The sequence below is a fragment of the Exiguobacterium sp. s121 genome, from assembly GCF_018617245.1.
Taxonomy (GTDB): Bacteria; Bacillota; Bacilli; order Exiguobacteriales; family Exiguobacteriaceae; genus Exiguobacterium; species Exiguobacterium profundum.
Window position 1 is genome coordinate 1,539,701 of record NZ_JACSJV010000001.1, and the last position, 17,260, is coordinate 1,556,960.

The following is a 17,260-nucleotide window of genomic DNA, read 5'->3' on the forward strand; positions in this document are numbered from 1 at the left end:
CACCTCACTGAATAATTTTCTTCGTCATATAGACGCGTTGGACTTCACCTTCTTCAAGCAGTCCGTTAAGTTGTTCTCGTAATGTTTGTTCGAACTTTTGCATATCTTCTTTTGTTGCCAATTGGGCTTTCGTCATCCCGGATAAATCACCCAAAATGACGTTGTGAACTTGGAACTTGCGTAGTTCTAAATTCTCTTTCGTTTCAGCCGAATCTGTGACAATCGTAAATTGAACGTTAATGAAACGCTCGTCTTGAATGTTGGTCGTCATGTCATCAGTCATGAAACTCCGTTCTGCCAACTCTTCAGCTGTGACAGGTTTCGTTTTAGCAGTGACGTTATCACCAAAGACATATTTGTAAGTCATGAATCCGGCACCGCCCATGACGAGCAGGACGACAAGCAGGATGATTACGACTTTTAGGCCGCCACCTTTTTTCTTTTCTTCTTCACTCATCTTCTTCACCTCTTGTGAACATCGTTCCGACTAAACCGATTGAGCGGTAAAAGGCTTCAGTTCGTTCAATGATTTGATCTTTCGTTTCTTTTACGAGATACGTTTTGCCATTAAACAATTGGATGATCGTGTCGGGCTCTGCCTTCACCGTTTCGATGAGCAAAGCGTTCAGCACGAACTCCTCACCGCGAAATGCCGTGACACGAATCATCAGCGTTTCAAGTTGACGAGCTCTTGAAGGATCTCGTCCGATGTTGTGATAATGCGTGTGTTCGCCTGGAATCCACGCTGTGCCACGATCATTTCTGTGAACTCTTCTGAAAGGTCAACGTTTGACATTTCGAGTGCGCCTGAGACAAGTTCTCCACGACCAGCGACTCCCGGTACACCTGGATTCGGTGCGCCAGAGTTTTGAGATTGAATATAGTTGTTTGCACCAACCTTAGACAGACCTGCGTTGTTAGCAAATGTAACGACTTGAATTTGACCCAAGTTCACAGAAGCCCCTGCAGCATTTACATAACTGACTTGTCCATCTTTACCAATTGAAAGAGATTTAGCACCGGCCGGAACAGTGATTTTTGTATTTGTTGTACTAAGGACATATGCTCCATCACCGTTAACGATATCTCCAGCATTATCAGTATAGAAGTTACCGGCACGTGTATATTGTGTTTGCCCGTTCACATTAATTGCGAAGAACCCTTCACCTGAAATCCCGACGTCAAGGGCACGTCCCGTGTTTTGCATCGCTCCTTGGTTGTATACGTTATCGACCGTAGCCATCGTTCCCCCGAGACCGACTTCTTTCGGGTTGACTCCACCGGCTGTTGTCCCGTTCCCACCTGACGCACTTCCGACTTGCTGGCTAACGAGATCTTTAAAGGTAACGCGACCTTTTTTATAACCGAACGTGTTGACGTTGGCGATGTTGTTCCCGACGACGTCTAGCTTCGATTGGAAGTTCTTCAATCCACTGATTCCTGAGTACATTGCTCTTAACATAATGCATTCCTCCTATGCTTATTTGATCGATGTGATATCGTACACGCTGACGGATGTTCCGTCTTCAAGATCGGCCATATATCCGGTTAAGTCGTTACGAGAAATGGAAACGACACGACCTGTGCCTTTCGTCGTCTCTTCACTCGTTTCGGTTGTAAAGTTGATTGTTTTCCCAATCATGCTACTGTATTCAGAAATCGACGACATGTGACGGTCGACGAGAACCGAGTCGAGTTGTTTTGAGATGGCTTGCATTTGCTCGAGAGACGAGAACTGCGCCATCTGTGCGATGAACTCTTTATCTTCCATCGGCGACATCGGGTCCTGGTTCGCGATTTGAGCGAGAAGCAACTTCATAAACATGTCTTTATCGTATTGATTTGTCGCTTTTGGGAGCGACTGATCTGGCAATGTATAATCATTCGTCTTCGGTTGGATGCTCGTCATCTTCAGACCCTCCTTTAGGCTGTTCTTGTGGTTGTTCTTGTTCCGGTTGCTCGGAACCATCGGACAAGGCTGATTTTGAATCGAGCGCTTGCTGTGTCAAGTTGACCTCGACCCGAACGTTTTGCGAATGGGGTGTCAACGTTTGTTGCAACTGTTGAACCTGTGACTGGATCAGTTGCTTCGCCTCTTGATTGCTGGCAAACATCTTGACGACAAGTTCTCCATTCTTCCGCTCTAGCTTGACGACGAGTTCCCCTAACTGCTCCGGATACAATCTTACAGTGAAGACTTTTGAACCATCTGCCCCACTTTTGAACGGTGCCTTTTGCAAAGCCGCTTCAATCCGAGCTTGTAAATTTTCAGGAAGGGATCCTTTCGAAGCATACATGACCGTGTCCACGTCAATCTGTGGTCTTGACCAGTTCATCCCTTTCGGCATCCAGTCTACGTTATTTGGCTGTAGCGCAGGTTTTGCGATTTTTACGGTTTCAACATTTGGCAAGATGGGAACTTCTTTCAATGTACCTTCGATTGGTCCTTTATACTGTGTGATGATCCGTTGCATCGTTTGAACCTGTTTGGCAAGTTCTTGGTTTGGAACTTGTTGAGTTAGTGCAATGTTGGTCGTCTGAGCATTTCCCTCTGTTTGCTTCGTAGTATGGACTTTCGGCGTAGTCGTCGTCTGTACAATCGCCGGTAAAACCGAAGACGGGATTTCAGTCTCAGGCGAAGGATTAGACAATTGACCGAGTAAACTTACATATGCATCCATAAACGTCCGATACGCATCTTGTGGCAGTGATTTTAGCCACTTCAATGTATCAGGCTTTTGAAACCATGTTTCGAGTTCCTGTGCCACTTTTTCCAAATCGACTGATCCTTCAGGAAGCACACCTTCTTCAAGTTGAGGAAGTTCTGCCTGCTCCCCTGAGCCTTGCATTGGGGCAAGCATCGCAGAAAGGAGGCTTAAAAATCCACCTGCTCCCTGTGATTCTCCCTCCACTGCTCCAGTACGAGCCATCGATCCTTGAATGGCTTGCGTCAATAAAGCGATATTCAATGTTGGCCCTCCCTTCTTGTGTTCATTGGAGAAGCTGCGTCACAACCGCAGCCTGTTGCGCATTCATTCGTCCTAAGATGTCTGCCTGTTGCTTAGGTGATAGCTCCTTCAACAGTTCAGCAACTTGAGGGCTTTCGAGTTCACCCATAATAGCTGCCGCCTGTTTGGCTGACATTTCTTCATAAACGCTGGCGACATCAGATGAGGTCTCCTCTTCTTTTGACGCTGTCTCTAGTTCCGAGACGAGTCGATCTCGTTCACGAATCAAATCGGTGATTTCTTCTTGTCTAGCCTTTACTTCGTTCGTCAATTCAACATTTTCGTTGCGAAGTTTTTCAATCTCACTGTTCGCCGCTTTTAATCGGTTCGCTGCGTCCGAATCGATTCCCGTCACATTCACCTGCGTCTCCGTTTTTTTTAATTCTTCCGTTTTCTCGTCCTCGTTCACTTCTAATAAGGGAACGGATAAGAGCGGACGGTCCATCGCATAGTTCATGACGACAATCCCACCGACTAAGATGAAGATTGCTGGAATGAGGACCAACGCCACAATCATTTGCTTGCCTCGTTTATTGTTCTCTTTTGCCATGCTACTTCCCTTTCCCATGATGAATCACAGCAAGTTCATCCATCATTTGTTGCTCTGTAAGTTTAGCTACCGTCATCTCTTGCATGCTGACCTTTTCATGGAGCGTCACGTATTTCTTTTCTTCCACCACTTTACCGAGCAATCGTTCTTGCGACGCATGATAGCGATTGCGGGCCTGTTGTACGACGAGCTGTTGCGTTTCGATTTGACGTTTCACTTGCTCTCGCGTCTTTTCTCGATACTGCGACATGAGAAGGTCGATGTTTCCAGATTGTTCGTCTTGGTGTTTGATGAGCGACTCATACATGAGAAGAAGGTCATATAGCTTCTCCATCTCTGTCTCAAGTCTTGCCTTAAATCCTCTGACTTCTATGGCGGCATCTTCTTTTTCATGTTCCGCAATCGGCATGATTCGTTCTAATATGAGTCTATTCATGATTCACCTCGTGCAATATGTGACAAGTGGGTCATCGTCTGTTCGAAAGCAGCATCTTCTTCGATCGATTGTTTCAAAAACGTCAACAAGTATGGATATTTCTCCACAGCGGTATCAATTGAAGGATTGGTGCCTTTTTTATACGCTCCGATATTGATTAAATCTTCCGCGTCAATATAGGTCGCGAGCCAACTGCGGAACGTTTGAGCTGCATCTCTGTGTGAAGGGGAAGCGATTTGGTTCATGACCCGACTGATGGATTTTAGTACATGGATTGCCGGGAATTGCCCACGGTTTGCGAGCGCCCGGTCCATCACAAAGTGTCCGTCTAAAATCCCCCGCACCGCGTCGGCAATCGGTTCATTCATATCATCCCCGTCGACGAGGACCGTATAGAATGCAGTGATTGAACCTGTCGCCGCTGTTCCACTTCGCTCTAATAGTTGAGGTAACATGGCGAATACGGATGGGGTGTACCCTTTCGATGTTGGGGGTTCGCCCGTCGCAAGACCAATCTCACGCTGTGCCATCGCAAAACGTGTCACCGAGTCCATCATCAAGACCACTTCTTTCCCTTGGTCCCGGAAGTACTCGGCAATCGCGGTCGCCGTGTAAGCTCCCTTCAACCGGACAAGCGGGGGTTGGTCGCTTGTCGCTACAATCACGACGGAACGAGCCATGCCTTCTGGTCCGAGTTCTTTTTCGATGAACTCTTTTACTTCCCGACCCCGTTCTCCAATCAAGGCGATGACGTTAATATCTGCCGAAGATCGTTTGGCAATCATCCCGAGCAAGGTCGACTTCCCTACACCGGAACCAGCAAACAAACCGACCCGTTGTCCTTTTCCTACAGTCAACAGTCCATCAATCATGCGTACACCGGTCGACAGCGCATCTAAAATCCTTGGTCGATTCAAAGGATTCGGAGGTTTACGTTGAACGTCGTAACGCTTACCGGTCACAAGACGCTCACCTGAAAGTGGACGTCCCAAACCATCGAGCACTTGACCAATCAACTCTTCCCCTACAGGAACTTGAAGCATTTTTCCCGTTCCCTTTACAAGACACCCTGGCGCAATTTGCGTAGTTTCACCGTATGGCATGAGCAGAACACGCTCTTCATTGAATCCGACAACCTCTGCTTCAACCGTTTCATTCGACGGAAGGACAATCAAACAGCGTTCTCCGACAAATGCACTCGGCCCATTCGACTCAATCATCAATCCGATGACACGGCAAACTCGACCGATTTTTCGTGTGAACTCGCCGTCCGAAGACTGCTTGATTGAGTCAAGAACCTGCTCAATAAGCACCATCCGCTAAAACCTCCTCGATTTTAGCTTGAATCCGTTCGAAACTATACGTTAAATCGACTTCATTCCCACGATGTGGCGACTCGATTCGGACTGCCGTTTCATCCAATGATCCGTCCCCACGATATTTCAAAGGGGGTGTCTCTTCTGTCCGCCACATCGCTTCGAATTGCTGAATCGAGGCAAGACGTGTCGGATGAACAAAGATTGTGATTGCTTCGGCATCGATCCAATGTGACATTTGATCACGGATCATCGTCGCAAAGAGTTCTTCATCTTTCCGAACAAGTTCCGTTGTCACATGTGCACTGACCGAGATTGCCAGCTCAATGAGTTGTTCTTCCGCTTGTCTCCATTTTTCTTCAAATAAGAGTTCAAGTTCGGTCGAAACGGAATTTAATCTTGTGGTGATGTCCTCGAACTCAGCCAATCCGTCCTGTCTACCTTGAAGGAGACCTTCCTGATACCCTTCTGAACGCGCCTCCTCGAACACCTGTTGTTTCAACCGCTCCAACTGTTCGACTTCGGTCAACTGAAACTGTTGAAATGCTTCTTCGTCCTGCTTCAACTTCTCATAGCGCGACTGAATGACATCGTGATGATTGATTCCGTCATTCGGTTCTATAATGGGTGTTTCTAAGCGCTTGGATTCAATCCGTTGCGGAATATTCGATGTTGCACGTTGGCGTTTGATCACATTAGACAACGATGTCATCTCCTCCACCTCGACTGATTACAATCTCACCGACGTCCTCTAGGCGACGAATGATTCCGACGATTCGGCTCTGTGCCTCTTCGACGTCACGCAACCGTACCGGTCCCATGAATTCCATATCTTCTTTGAACGTTTCGACCATACGTTGTGACATGTTTTTGAAGATAATTTGTTTGACTTCCTCCGAAGAGACCTTGAGCGCAAGTAACAAGTCGTCGTTCGCCACTTCGCGAATGATTCGTTGAATCGCACGAGAATCGAGCGTAACGATATCTTCGAAGACGAACATCCGCTTTTTGATTTCTTCTGCAAGTTCCGGGTCTTCGATTTCGAGCGCATCGAGAATGGTACGTTCGGTCGTCCGGTCTACACCGTTCAAGACTTCGACGACTGCTTCGATTCCACCAGATTGGGCATAATCTTGCATATCCGTCTGCGACAAGTTCTTCTCAAGGATTTGTTCCACTTCATGGATGACGTCTGGATTGAGTCGATCCATCGTCGCAATCCGTTTTGCGACTTCCGATTGAATCTCAGGTGGAAGTTCCGAGAGGATTTGCCCTGACTTGACGGGTTCTAAATGCGCTAAGATTAACGCAATCGTCTGTGGGTGCTCGTTTTGGATAAAGTTCAATAACTGTTTCGGGTCTGCTTTTCGTGCAAACTCGAACGGTCTGACCTGTAAGGTGGAAGTCAGACGATGAATCAATGCCATCGCCTTGTCTTCACCAACTGCTTTTTCAAGGACAGTTTTCGCAAACCCGATTCCACCCTGAGTGATATAACTTTGTGCCATGGCGAGTTCATGGAACTCACCGAGAATACTATCCTTTTCTTCCGGGGACACTTTTTTAACGCTGAAATTTGAAGCGTCAGTTGTTCCATCTCTTCTTCTGAAAGATGTTTGTAGACGTTCGCTGCCACTTCAGGTCCCAGGGAAATCATGAGCATCGCTGCTTTTTCGCGATTCGATTGTTTTGCATAGTTCACGTTACTCACTCCTCAGACATCCAAGTACGAAGCAGTTTAGCAAACTCTTCTGGATTACTTTCAGCTAATTTTTCTAACTGTTTCTTCTTCACTGCACCTTCGCCTCGCTCTTCGAGGTCTAGGTCAGGTACTTCATCTTCATATGGAACTTCCCATTCGTTCGTCTCTTCCACAACCTCTTGCTTCCGTCTACGCATCGCGAAGAAGATCAAGGCAAGAATTACGACTGCACCCGCCGCTGCCGCATACATCCACCAAGGTGTCGGTTGCTCTGTTGCTGCAACCTCTTCCACTTCAGCGAACGGTCTCGACACGACGACAACTTTCTGTTCGAGTTCAGCATCCGTGATGGCTTCATCCGTCTTCGCTAACGACGTCCGAATAATGGAATACATCATCGTCTCGAGGTCGCCTTCTAACTGCGGATCGATACTTGTTGCGCCATCTGGTGGTTCAACGATGAGCTGGACTCCGAGGTCACGAATCGTATATGGTGCGTTTTGAATCTGCTTCGTGATGCGGTTGACCTCGTAATTGATGATTTCATGATTCTTTTCACTTTCTTCTGTGCCATCGCCAGTCGCTGCCGGGAAGTTGATTGTGTCGTTCTCACCAGTTCCCGTCGCTTCTGTCGCCGTACCTGTTCCGCCAGTGTATGCTTCAGCAATCCGCTCGGCAGACGTGACGATGCCTTCCATGTTTTCTTCATCGACCAGCGTGACAAGATTCTGTTCTTCAGCCGTTTGTGTCGTGTCGATGTCTGCTGTGACGGAAACGAGTACGCTCCGTTCGCCGAGTAGAACCGATAGCATCTGTTGGATTTGTTGACGTACGTCTTTTTCGACTTGTCGCTTCAACGCCAATGGATCTGACGAGGAACCTCCAGCAACAACGGTCTGGTCGAGATCATAATACGTGAAGTATTGGTCCATAATTGAAATGTTTTCCGGTTTCAAGTTCGGGACACTCTTACTAATCAAATGATAGAGACCTTTTACTGTGTTTGGTTCTAAATTCGTCCCCGCTCCGATGTTCAAGACGATGGACGCGGTAGGCTCACCTTGATCTTCTGCCAAGAAGACAGACTTCTCAGGAAGTGAGATGATTACTTTCGCTTGATTGATTCCTTCAATCTGTGTGATGAGTCGCTCTAGCTCCGTCTGCATCGCACTACGTTCGATGACAGCCATCTCACGGTCTGTCGTTCCGAACCCTGCGTTTTCGCTGAAGAAACTATAATCAATCGAGCCGGACTTTGGAATTCCGGCAGCAGCCAAACTCACTTTCAACTGATCGACCATTTCAGTCGGCACATACACGCTCACACCGTTCGAAGTCGCCTTGATTTCCGACTGTACCCCGTCTGCTGTCAACTTCTCTGTCACTTCGCCCGCTTCTTGAGCAGACAAGTTTGTATAGAGAGGTGCCATGTTTGGCCTTGAAAGGAAGAATGTGAGTACGAGGGCCGCGATTAGTATGACCGCGATCGAGATGCCCCATACGAGTTTACGTTTCGCTGGCATCGCCTTTAATGCACCGGTCATGGATTTGAATCGTTCTTTTAATTGTTCATTCATCGCAACTTGTCATCCTCTACAATTAAACTTGCATTCGCATCATTTCTTGATAGGCCTCAACAGCCTTGTTCCTCACCTCGATGGCAAGTTGCATCGCAATCGACGACTCTTCACTTTGAATCATCACCTGATGAAGGTCAGCTTTCCCGACCGCCAAATCTTTACGGGCTTGACTAGTCGCTTGTTGTGTCTCATTCAATGCGTTCATCGCTTCATTCAAGTATGACCCAAATTGAGATGGGTTCGTTTTATTCAGTGATGGCGTGAGTTCTGGGCTCATCAATTGAATTGGATTAATTTGCATCCGTTAACACTCCTTATCCTTTACCAATCTCCATCGCTTTTACGAGCATCGCCTTCGAGGCGTTCATCGCTGCAATGTTTGCTTCGTACGAACGAGTCGCACCCATCAAATCGACCATTTCTTTCAAGAGATCGACGTTCGGCATTTGTACGTACCCTCGCTCATCCGCATCGGGATGATTCGGGTTATAAGCCAATTTATACGGTGCATCGTCTTCGATGATTTGAGATACTTGCACCCCTCCATTAACGGCATCCATTTGCTTCCGGAATGGCGCTTCTTGCAACACGGTCATCTTTCGTGTGTATGGTTGCCACTCTCCGTCCACGAGTCTCCCGCGAGTCGTCTGAGCGTTGGCGATGTTCGCCGACACGGTATCCATTCGTAGCCGTTGTGACGTCAACGCTGAAGCTGAAATATGAAAACTATCAAACATTCCCATTGATTAACGACCTCCCCGAATAACAGATTTTAATCCCCCGAGCCTACGATTCAATTGCTCCATCATCGCCTCATACTGGAGTTGGTTTCGTGCCAGCTCACTCATTTCATAATCCAAGTCGACGTTGTTGCCATCACTCCTCATGGCGCCACCAGCTCGATCGATGACCTTCGACTGGGTCGAGTCACTCGGACGACCACCTTGCAGCTTGAGTCGCATCTCACTCTGAAGCGTCTGCTCAAACACAGCCTGTTTGGCTTTGAAATTCGGCGTATCAATGTTTGAAAGGTTATGACTGATGACCTTTTGGTTAAGGACTGAATGGTTGATGGCTTGCTTTAGTAATTGATAGTCACTACCAATCCAATTCACGGCGTTCACTCACTTTCATATAATGACTACTAAATATACCTCATTTGGAAAATCTACTATTTCATTGAAACAAATCTGTAACAGTTCTGAAAGATATTTTTTAAAACATAGGTAAATGGCTTAATATCTTTTTGTCGAAATCACGTCAAAAGGTGAAAATAATTACTTTTGTACTAAAAAAAACCGCCTCCTTATCAAGGAAAGCGGTTTTTTAGGAATAAAGTCCCTTTTAAAAGTGTTTTCAATGGAAATTACACATCGAAAGTTGTATTTCAGTTTGATTTCAGTTTTTGCAATTCAAACAAGAAGTTGTCATTTAATATCTTGATATACGTTCCTTTCATTCCTAAAGAACGTGATTCAATGACCCCTGCACTTTCTAATTTCCGAAGTGCGTTGACGATGACCGAACGCGTGATTCCCACTCTGTCGGCAATTTTGGAAGCAACTAGCAATCCTTCGTTTCCACCAAGCTCTTCGAAGATATGTTCGATTGCCTCAAGCTCTGAATACGATAACGAGTTAATCGCCATCTGGACGACTGCTTTCTTACGTGCCGACGTTTCGGCTTCCGCAGCCTTCTCACGAAGGATCTCCATTCCAACTACAGTTGCAGAGTACTCCGCGAGAACGAGGTCATCTTCTGTGAATTCATTCGCCAATCGACCGAGTACGAGCGTACCTAAACGTTCTCCTCCACCGATGATTGGAACAATCGTCGTCATGGAGTTGAGGAATAGATCGTGGTTCTCGACTGGGAACGCTGTATATTCACTATCGATATCGATGTTCGCTGTCGTTTCTTTCACATTGAACAAGTTCGAAGCATATGGCTCCGGGAACTGTCGATCGACTAAGAATGCTTTCATCCGGTCATTCTCAATCTGTTGTTTGATTGCAAAACCGAGAAGTCGTCCCCGACGACTCACGATAAACGTGTTGGACTCAAGGACTTCACGCATTTTGTCCGCCATTTCTTTAAAGTCAACGTGCGCACTTGCCTCTTGTTGAAGCATTGTGTTTAATTGGCGTGTTTTTTCTAGTAAGTTCATATTCTCTATTTCCTCCCTGTATGTGCATACAGAATCTTATAATATATATTGGCTCAAATCACGATCGTCGGCGATGGAACCGACTTTTGCTTGTACGTAAGCTGGTGTGATTTCTACGGTTGTTTGTGGCATATCTGCCGCTTCAAATGATAAATCTTCTAAAACGCGCTCCATTATAGTATAGAGGCGACGTGCACCGATGTCATCGGTCTCACGATTGACATGTGTCGCAATTTTCGCAATTTCTTCAATGGCCTCATGCGTGAAACGGACCGTGATTTCTTCAGATTCTAACAAGGCCGTATATTGTTTAATGAGTGCCTGTGACGGTTCCGTCAAAATCTTGACGAAGTCTTCTTCCGTCAAGCTGCTCAATTCAACACGAATTGGGAAGCGTCCTTGTAGCTCTGGAATCAGGTCAGACGGCTTAGCCATATGGAATGCACCGGCCGCGATGAAAAGAACATGATCCGTTTTAACCGGTCCATACTTCGTGACGACCGTAGATCCTTCTACAATCGGAAGAATGTCACGCTGCACCCCTTCACGGGATACTCCGGCGTGATCTTGTGATTTTGTGGCGATCTTATCGATTTCATCCACGAAGATGATACCCATCTGTTCACTGCGCCGCACGGCTTCATCGTGGACTTCGTTCAAGTCCAGCAAGTTCTCTGCTTCTTCAGCAATGAGAAGCGGTCTTGCTTCACGAACCGTCAGCTTACGTTGTTTCCGTTTCTTTGGAACGATTTGACCGAGCATATCCTGAAGATTCGACAAACCTTCCATCCCTTGACCTTGAAACAAATCCATCGTCTGCTTTTCTTCTAATTCCACTTCAATCACGCGTTCTTCGAGTTCACCGAGTTCGAGCAAGCGTCGAAGTTGCGAACGGTCATTATTGGATGTGTCCGACGTGGTTTCTGGCTGTTGTGTCTGTCCGCCGAACAACGCCTCGAACGGATTCGATGCAGTAGGTGTCGCTTTTGCTTTTCCTTGTAGCGCATCTAAAAGGCGTTCCGTCGCCGCACGTTCCGCTGGCTCCTTCACATCTTCTTTTTTCTCTTCTTTGACAAGACGAACCGATGCCTCAACGAGATCACGTACCATCGATTCAACGTCACGACCGACGTAACCAACTTCCGTAAATTTCGTTGCTTCTACCTTCACAAACGGTGCACCGACAAGCTTAGCTAACCGTCGAGCAATTTCGGTCTTTCCGACCCCGGTCGGTCCGATCATCAAAATATTTTTTGGTGTAACCTCATCGCGAAGGTCTGCACTTAACTTTTGACGACGATAGCGATTTCGTAGAGCAATCGAAACTGCTCGCTTGGCATCCTTTTGTCCGATTACAAAACGGTCTAACTCCGTTACGATTTGTCTAGGTGTCAACTCTCGGTTCATTCAGCAGCGCCTCCAATCGTTTCTACAATGACTTGATCATTTGTATACACGCAAAGCTCACCAGCGATTTCAAGAGCGGCACGCGCGATTTCTTCAGCAGACTTTTCAGCAGAATGGCGTACGAGTGCGCGACCTGCCGCTAAGGCATAGTTCCCACCGGATCCGATTGCAAGAATTCCATCGTCCGGCTCAATCACTTCTCCATTCCCAGAGACGAGCAAAAGATGATCGGCATCCATCACAATCAATAGTGCCTCGAGTTGACGCAACATCTTATCCCCACGCCATTCTTTCGCAAGTTCTACCGCTGCTCGCGGCAAGTTACCGTTATACATTTCAAGTTTCGATTCAAACTTTTCAAACAATGTGAAAGCATCGGCTACGCTACCTGCAAAACCGGCAACGACTTTCCCGCCATAAAGGCGTCTGACTTTCTTCGCCTTGTTTTTCATGATGACGGCATTCCCGAATGTGACTTGGCCATCTCCACTCATCGCACATTGGCCATTGTGTCGAACTGCAAAAATCGTTGTTGCATGAAACATATCGTAACCTCCTACTTTCTTGGATGTGTCGCTTGATAAATCGACCGAAGTCGTTCGGTCGATACATGGGTATACCGCCCGGTCGTCGACAAGGACTCATGCCCAAGCAACTCTTGGACGGCACGCAAGTCCGCTCCCCGTTCTAACAAGTCCGTCGCAAAGCTGTGTCGCAACGAGTGCGGGGTAAGTGGTTTATGTACCCCACTGTCTTTTCTCAAACGTTTCATGACATAGCGGATTTGGTCTGTTGTCATCCGATTCCCTTTTTGACTCAAAAATAATGCGGTTTCTGTCGGGAGCCCGACACCTTTGCGTAATTCGATATAACGCTGCAAAGCATGTACGGCATATTGTCCGATCGGGACATATCGTTCTTTCTTCCCTTTTCCCATCACATGGACAAAGGATAAAACCTCATCGAACGAGGAAAGGTTCATCCCACACAGTTCAGCGACGCGGATTCCCGTCCCATAGAGCACTTCTACGATGGCGACGTCCCTCGCCTGTAAAAAAGGATCTTCCTGCCTCGAGGCAGCCTCCAACAGTTGCTCGACTTCCGTCGGGACGGCAAAGGTCGGCAAGGACTGTCTCTTTTTCGGTGAGGTCAGGTCGTGGAACAACGGTTCTCCACCTTGTTCTCTTGCCATAAACTTCCCGAATTGCTTGAAACAAGATACTTTTTGGGACACCGTAGACGCGGCCAATTGTTTCTCATAAAGGACATATAAATAACGCCGCGCCGTCTGAGCATCGTAGGGATCTTGATGCGTCGATTGGCAATATGCGGCGTACTGGTCGAGCGTTTGCTCGTAAGAGCGTTTCGTATGAGGAGACAGTCGACGTTCAATTTGGCAGTAGCGTAAAAAGGATTGTCGATCCTCTAAAAATCCCATTTTATCGCCTCCTCGATGACTCGTAAAAACGCATGTTCTCGTCAAATCGAAATTAGCATAGCATACAGAATGTAAGGTGACAATAGATAGCCGTTCAATAATCTGAAAATTTTCAAAGTATGAAACAAAATACACAATTGAAATTTTACTTCAAAACAAAAGAGCCAAAAAATGGCTCTCCTGTTCAAAGATCTTTATACTGTTGTATCGTTTCTAACGCACGGTTCGCGTAACGCTCGTACCGTTCTTGTTTCTTCATCTTTTTCGGAGCGTCTTCTAGTGATGGCACCAATCCGAAGTTTGCATTCATCGGTTGGAAGTGCTTCCCGTCGGCTGTCGTGATATAATGCGCCATCGAACCAAGCATCGTCTCACGCGGGAGAACGACGAGTTCTTCACCTGCGATCATCTTCGCCGCATTGATCCCAGCTAGAAGCCCGGACGCTGCCGACTCCACATATCCTTCTACCCCTGTCATCTGACCGGCGAAGAAGAGCGTGTCACGTGTACGCGCCTGATACGTCGGCTTGAGTAAGCTCGGTGAGTTGATGAACGTGTTACGGTGCATGACACCATAACGGACGATGTCCGCATTCTCGAGTCCCGGGATGAGACGGATGATGCGCTTCTGTTCGCCCCACTTCAAATGTGTTTGGAAGCCTACCAAGTTATACAGTGTGCCCGCCGAGTTGTCTTGACGAAGCTGAACGACGGCATATGGACGTTTTCCTGTCTTCGGGTCTTCTAATCCGACCGGCTTCATCGGTCCGAAAAGAAGCGTCTTTTTCCCACGCTCGGCCATGACTTCAAACGGCATGCATCCTTCAAAGTAAATCTCTTTTTCAAACTCTTTTAGCGGAACGACTTCTGCCTTGATCAGCTCTTCGTAAAACACGTCAAACTCTTCTTCTGTCATCGGACAGTTCAAGTAAGCGGCTTCACCTTTGTCGTAACGCGACTTCAAATAGACTTTATCCCGATCAATCGTATCACCATCTAGAATTGGTGCTGCCGCGTCATAGAAGTAGAGATAATCTTCTCCTGTGAACGCCTTGAGTGATGCAGAAAGGTCAGGGGAGGTCAAAGGGCCAGTCGCCACGATGACGATCCCTTCAGGAATCTCTTTGAGCTCTTCGTTGTGCACTGTGACATTCTCGTGGTTCTTTAGCTTCTCGGTGATGAATCCGGCAAACTCATGACGATCGACGGCAAGGGCACCCCCAGCAGGTACACTTGCCGTGTCCGCCGCCTTTAAGATGAGCGAGTCAAGCGTACGCATTTCTTCTTTCAAGACACCTACGGCATTTTGAAGACCGTTCGCACGTAGCGAGTTCGAACAGACGAGTTCTGCAAATTGATCCGTGTGGTGCGCCGGTGTTTGACGAACCGGTCTCATTTCATACAAATCTACTTGAATACCGCGCTTAGCGAGTTGCCAAGCCGCTTCGGAGCCGGCCAATCCAGCTCCGATTACAGTTACACGTTGTTGCAACATTAATCCTCCTCTTGCTGATGTACCTCGGTGTGGGTACAGTTCGTACATTGATATTTCACGCCGTCTTTAATTTTTTTCTCGACCATCAAACTGTCGCATACTGGACACGGTTTCGCAACCGGTTTATCCCATGAGACGAATTCACATTCCGGATAGTTCGAGCAACCATAGAAGAGACGACCTTTTTTACTACGACGTTCTACGATTTGTCCATCCTTACAGTTCGGACACGGGACACCGATTTCGACTTGTACCGGTTTCGTGTTCGTACAGTTCGGGAAGTTCGAGCACGCCATGAACTTGCCGTAGCGTCCCATCTTGATGACCATTGGTGACCCACAGACTTCACAATCAATTCCGGCAGGTTCATCTTTCACTTCGATTTTCTCGATTTCTTCTTCAGCACGCTTCAATCGTTTCTCGAAAGAACGATAAATCGGAGCGACGACTTCCGTCCACTCGACTTCCTTATGCTCGATCGAATCAAGAAGGGTCTCCATGTCGGCAGTGAACTGGACCGTGATGAAGTCGTTGAAATACTCATCAATCATCTCGATGACGAGTTCTCCAAGTTCAGTCGGTAAAAACTTTTTCTCTTCGAGAACGACATAACCGCGTCGTTGGATCGTGTCGAGTGTCGGCGCGTACGTCGACGGACGACCAATCCCGAGTTCTTCCATCGCTCGAACGAGTCGCGCCTCTGTATAACGAGGTGGCGGTTGTGTGAAGTGTTGTTTCGGCTCAATCGTTTCAAACGTCACGGTATCATCCACTTCGAGAGGTGGCAATAATCCTTCCTTCTCTTGGTTCGTGTCCTCGATGTCATCGTCTTTCGACTCGATATACACTTTCATGAAACCAGGGAATTTGACTGTCGACCCGTTCGCACGGAAAATCATCCCGTTCGACTCGACGTCGATTTTGACCGTATCAAGAACGGCTGGCGCCATTTGGCTCGCAATCAATCGTTCCCAAATCAACTTATACAGTCGCAACTGGTCACGTGACAGATATGGCTTCAAGGAAGCTGGGTCGCGCAATGCTGAAGTCGGACGAATCGCTTCGTGCGCGTCTTGGGTATTCGCTGATTTCTTTTCTTTTTGTTTCTGTGAGGCGACATACTCTTCACCGAATGTCGATTCGATATATTCCTTCGCCTCCGTCTTCGCCAAATCAGAGATACGTGTCGAGTCGGTACGCATATACGTAATCAAACCGACTGTACCCTCTTTTTTACCGAGATCGATTCCTTCATATAATTGCTGCGCGAGCATCATTGTCTTCTTCGCACGGAAATTCAATTTACGGGCAGCATCCTGCTGCAATGAACTTGTCGTGAACGGTAGCGAAGCGTTCCGCTTCCGTTCTTTCTTCGTTACATCAATGACTTTAAACGTATCATCGATGGTATCGAGGACAGATTGCGCGTCTTCTTCAGACTTCAATTCCATCTTCTTCCCATCTTTTCCGTAAAATGAAGTCTCGAACGTTTCCCCATCATGATTTAAATCAAGTTTAATCGTCCAATACTCTTCCGGGTCGAACGCGTTAATTTCGCGCTCACGGTCGATAATCATCTTCACGGCTACCGATTGAACTCGCCCTGCAGACAATCCTTTTTTGACTTTCTTCCATAATAATGGGCTCATCCCGTATCCGACAAGACGATCTAAAATACGTCGGGCTTGTTGTGCATCGACGAGATCGTGATTGATCTTACGTGGATGTTTAAACGATTCTTTAATCGCATCTTTCGTGATTTCGTTAAAGACGACACGACATTCTGTCGTTTCATCGACACCGAGTGCGCGTGCTAAATGCCAAGCAATCGCTTCCCCTTCTCTATCGGGGTCGGCCGCGAGAAAGATTTTTGTCGCTTTTTTCGCTGCTGTCTTCAATTCTTTCAATACCGGTCCTTTACCACGGATGGTAATATACTTCGGTTCAAAGTCGTGTTCGACGTCTACACCGAGTTGACTTTTAGGCAAGTCAATCACGTGCCCCATCGAAGCTTTGACCATATAATTCGGACCTAAATAACGTTTAATTGTTTTTGCTTTCGCAGGTGATTCGACGATCACCAGATATTTTGCCATACATCTGCTCCCCTTTTAGAGGTCATTTAAATCCCTACCATAATATTCATGTTCTCACTGGTTTG

The 17,260-nt window shown here is 47.1% G+C and carries 19 protein-coding genes and 1 pseudogene; all 20 read right to left on the bottom strand.

From position 1 onward, the window contains the following. Positions 1-4: 4 nt before the first annotated feature. Positions 5-457 (bottom strand): flagellar basal body-associated FliL family protein, encoded by a 453-nt coding sequence (locus KOG47_RS07920; RefSeq protein ID WP_015881397.1) that lies wholly within the window; start codon positions 455-457, stop codon positions 5-7. Continuing rightward, positions 450-668, bottom strand: coding sequence for a flagellar FlbD family protein (locus tag KOG47_RS07925; protein ID WP_031421671.1), 219 nt, complete (start codon positions 666-668; stop codon positions 450-452). The genes KOG47_RS07920 and KOG47_RS07925 overlap by 8 nt, the downstream gene beginning before the upstream one ends. Further along, a complete protein-coding gene (gene flgG, locus KOG47_RS07930; RefSeq protein ID WP_214691055.1) occupies positions 668-1,462 on the bottom strand; it encodes a flagellar basal body rod protein FlgG in 795 nt (264 codons plus the stop codon). Before flgG ends, KOG47_RS07925 begins: the two co-directional genes overlap by 1 nt. Before the next feature lie 18 nt (positions 1,463-1,480). Then, on the bottom strand, positions 1,481-1,909 hold the full coding sequence (locus tag KOG47_RS07935) for a flagellar hook capping FlgD N-terminal domain-containing protein (RefSeq protein WP_214782949.1): 429 nt from the start codon (positions 1,907-1,909) through the stop codon (positions 1,481-1,483). After that, positions 1,881-2,969 carry a flagellar hook-length control protein FliK gene (locus KOG47_RS07940; protein WP_215244044.1) on the bottom strand — a complete coding sequence of 363 codons (1,089 nt, stop codon included), beginning with the start codon at positions 2,967-2,969 and terminating at the stop codon, positions 1,881-1,883. Before KOG47_RS07940 ends, KOG47_RS07935 begins: the two co-directional genes overlap by 29 nt. A 22-nt stretch (positions 2,970-2,991) precedes the next feature. Further along, the gene (locus KOG47_RS07945; RefSeq protein WP_215244045.1) at positions 2,992-3,558 is read right to left on the bottom strand and encodes a MotE family protein; all 567 of its coding nucleotides are present in this window, start codon (positions 3,556-3,558) and stop codon (positions 2,992-2,994) included. A 1-nt stretch (position 3,559) separates the two neighbouring features. Continuing rightward, complete coding sequence (locus tag KOG47_RS07950; RefSeq protein ID WP_159562090.1) at positions 3,560-3,994, bottom strand: flagellar FliJ family protein; 435 nt, start codon at positions 3,992-3,994, stop codon at positions 3,560-3,562. Beyond that, entirely contained in the window at positions 3,991-5,310 is a 1,320-nt protein-coding gene (gene fliI / locus KOG47_RS07955; RefSeq protein WP_159562089.1) for a flagellar protein export ATPase FliI, read from the bottom strand. The genes KOG47_RS07950 and fliI overlap by 4 nt, the downstream gene beginning before the upstream one ends. Further along, entirely contained in the window at positions 5,297-6,022 is a 726-nt protein-coding gene (locus KOG47_RS07960; protein ID WP_159562088.1) for a FliH/SctL family protein, read from the bottom strand. Before KOG47_RS07960 ends, fliI begins: the two co-directional genes overlap by 14 nt. After that, positions 6,006-6,973, bottom strand: a pseudogene (gene fliG / locus KOG47_RS07965) (flagellar motor switch protein FliG). Before fliG ends, KOG47_RS07960 begins: the two are co-directional and overlap by 17 nt. A 44-nt stretch (positions 6,974-7,017) precedes the next feature. Then, positions 7,018-8,589: a flagellar basal-body MS-ring/collar protein FliF gene (fliF, locus tag KOG47_RS07970; protein ID WP_215244046.1), complete on the bottom strand. Its 1,572-nt coding sequence runs from the start codon at positions 8,587-8,589 to the stop codon at positions 7,018-7,020. Positions 8,590-8,611: 22 nt separating this feature from the next. After that, complete coding sequence (gene fliE, locus KOG47_RS07975; RefSeq protein ID WP_074037250.1) at positions 8,612-8,893, bottom strand: flagellar hook-basal body complex protein FliE; 282 nt, start codon at positions 8,891-8,893, stop codon at positions 8,612-8,614. Positions 8,894-8,906: 13 nt separating this feature from the next. Next, a complete protein-coding gene (flgC, locus tag KOG47_RS07980; RefSeq protein ID WP_074037252.1) occupies positions 8,907-9,335 on the bottom strand; it encodes a flagellar basal body rod protein FlgC in 429 nt (142 codons plus the stop codon). Positions 9,336-9,338: 3 nt separating this feature from the next. Next, complete coding sequence (flgB, locus tag KOG47_RS07985; protein ID WP_074037939.1) at positions 9,339-9,707, bottom strand: flagellar basal body rod protein FlgB; 369 nt, start codon at positions 9,705-9,707, stop codon at positions 9,339-9,341. Between the two features lie 272 nt (positions 9,708-9,979). Then, the gene (gene codY, locus KOG47_RS07990) at positions 9,980-10,759 is read right to left on the bottom strand and encodes a GTP-sensing pleiotropic transcriptional regulator CodY (protein ID WP_074037253.1); all 780 of its coding nucleotides are present in this window, start codon (positions 10,757-10,759) and stop codon (positions 9,980-9,982) included. 36 nt (positions 10,760-10,795) lie between these two features. Beyond that, the gene (gene hslU / locus KOG47_RS07995; RefSeq protein WP_074037255.1) at positions 10,796-12,166 is read right to left on the bottom strand and encodes an ATP-dependent protease ATPase subunit HslU; all 1,371 of its coding nucleotides are present in this window, start codon (positions 12,164-12,166) and stop codon (positions 10,796-10,798) included. Beyond that, a complete protein-coding gene (hslV, locus tag KOG47_RS08000; RefSeq protein ID WP_078146697.1) occupies positions 12,163-12,711 on the bottom strand; it encodes an ATP-dependent protease subunit HslV in 549 nt (182 codons plus the stop codon). The genes hslU and hslV overlap by 4 nt, the downstream gene beginning before the upstream one ends. A gap of 11 nt (positions 12,712-12,722) precedes the next feature. Continuing rightward, positions 12,723-13,604 carry a tyrosine-type recombinase/integrase gene (locus tag KOG47_RS08005; RefSeq protein ID WP_078146696.1) on the bottom strand — a complete coding sequence of 294 codons (882 nt, stop codon included), beginning with the start codon at positions 13,602-13,604 and terminating at the stop codon, positions 12,723-12,725. A 184-nt stretch (positions 13,605-13,788) separates the two neighbouring features. Next, a complete protein-coding gene (gene trmFO, locus KOG47_RS08010; RefSeq protein ID WP_015881379.1) occupies positions 13,789-15,099 on the bottom strand; it encodes an FADH(2)-oxidizing methylenetetrahydrofolate--tRNA-(uracil(54)-C(5))-methyltransferase TrmFO in 1,311 nt (436 codons plus the stop codon). Further along, positions 15,099-17,195, bottom strand: a complete 2,097-nt coding sequence (gene topA, locus KOG47_RS08015; RefSeq protein ID WP_215244047.1) for a type I DNA topoisomerase — start codon at positions 17,193-17,195, stop codon at positions 15,099-15,101. The genes trmFO and topA overlap by 1 nt, the downstream gene beginning before the upstream one ends. Between the last annotated feature and the right edge of the window lie 65 nt (positions 17,196-17,260).

What these genes read in the sequence shown, in the direction of transcription:
- KOG47_RS07920 (WP_015881397.1), bottom strand. Translation starts at nt 457, where the DNA reads ATGAGTGAAGAAGAAAAGAAAAAAGGTGGCGGCCTAAAAGTCGTAATC.
- KOG47_RS07925 (WP_031421671.1), bottom strand. Translation starts at nt 668, where the DNA reads ATGATTCGTGTCACGGCATTTCGCGGTGAGGAGTTCGTGCTGAACGCT.
- flgG (WP_214691055.1), bottom strand. Translation starts at nt 1,462, where the DNA reads ATGTTAAGAGCAATGTACTCAGGAATCAGTGGATTGAAGAACTTCCAA.
- KOG47_RS07935 (WP_214782949.1), bottom strand. Translation starts at nt 1,909, where the DNA reads ATGACGAGCATCCAACCGAAGACGAATGATTATACATTGCCAGATCAG.
- KOG47_RS07945 (WP_215244045.1), bottom strand. Translation starts at nt 3,558, where the DNA reads ATGGCAAAAGAGAACAATAAACGAGGCAAGCAAATGATTGTGGCGTTG.
- KOG47_RS07950 (WP_159562090.1), bottom strand. Translation starts at nt 3,994, where the DNA reads ATGAATAGACTCATATTAGAACGAATCATGCCGATTGCGGAACATGAA.
- fliI (WP_159562089.1), bottom strand. Translation starts at nt 5,310, where the DNA reads ATGGTGCTTATTGAGCAGGTTCTTGACTCAATCAAGCAGTCTTCGGAC.
- KOG47_RS07960 (WP_159562088.1), bottom strand. Translation starts at nt 6,022, where the DNA reads ATGACATCGTTGTCTAATGTGATCAAACGCCAACGTGCAACATCGAAT.
- fliF (WP_215244046.1), bottom strand. Translation starts at nt 8,589, where the DNA reads ATGAATGAACAATTAAAAGAACGATTCAAATCCATGACCGGTGCATTA.
- fliE (WP_074037250.1), bottom strand. Translation starts at nt 8,893, where the DNA reads ATGCAAATTAATCCAATTCAATTGATGAGCCCAGAACTCACGCCATCA.
- flgC (WP_074037252.1), bottom strand. Translation starts at nt 9,335, where the DNA reads ATGGGAATGTTTGATAGTTTTCATATTTCAGCTTCAGCGTTGACGTCA.
- codY (WP_074037253.1), bottom strand. Translation starts at nt 10,759, where the DNA reads ATGAACTTACTAGAAAAAACACGCCAATTAAACACAATGCTTCAACAA.
- hslU (WP_074037255.1), bottom strand. Translation starts at nt 12,166, where the DNA reads ATGAACCGAGAGTTGACACCTAGACAAATCGTAACGGAGTTAGACCGT.
- hslV (WP_078146697.1), bottom strand. Translation starts at nt 12,711, where the DNA reads ATGTTTCATGCAACAACGATTTTTGCAGTTCGACACAATGGCCAATGT.
- KOG47_RS08005 (WP_078146696.1), bottom strand. Translation starts at nt 13,604, where the DNA reads ATGGGATTTTTAGAGGATCGACAATCCTTTTTACGCTACTGCCAAATT.
- trmFO (WP_015881379.1), bottom strand. Translation starts at nt 15,099, where the DNA reads ATGTTGCAACAACGTGTAACTGTAATCGGAGCTGGATTGGCCGGCTCC.
- topA (WP_215244047.1), bottom strand. Translation starts at nt 17,195, where the DNA reads ATGGCAAAATATCTGGTGATCGTCGAATCACCTGCGAAAGCAAAAACA.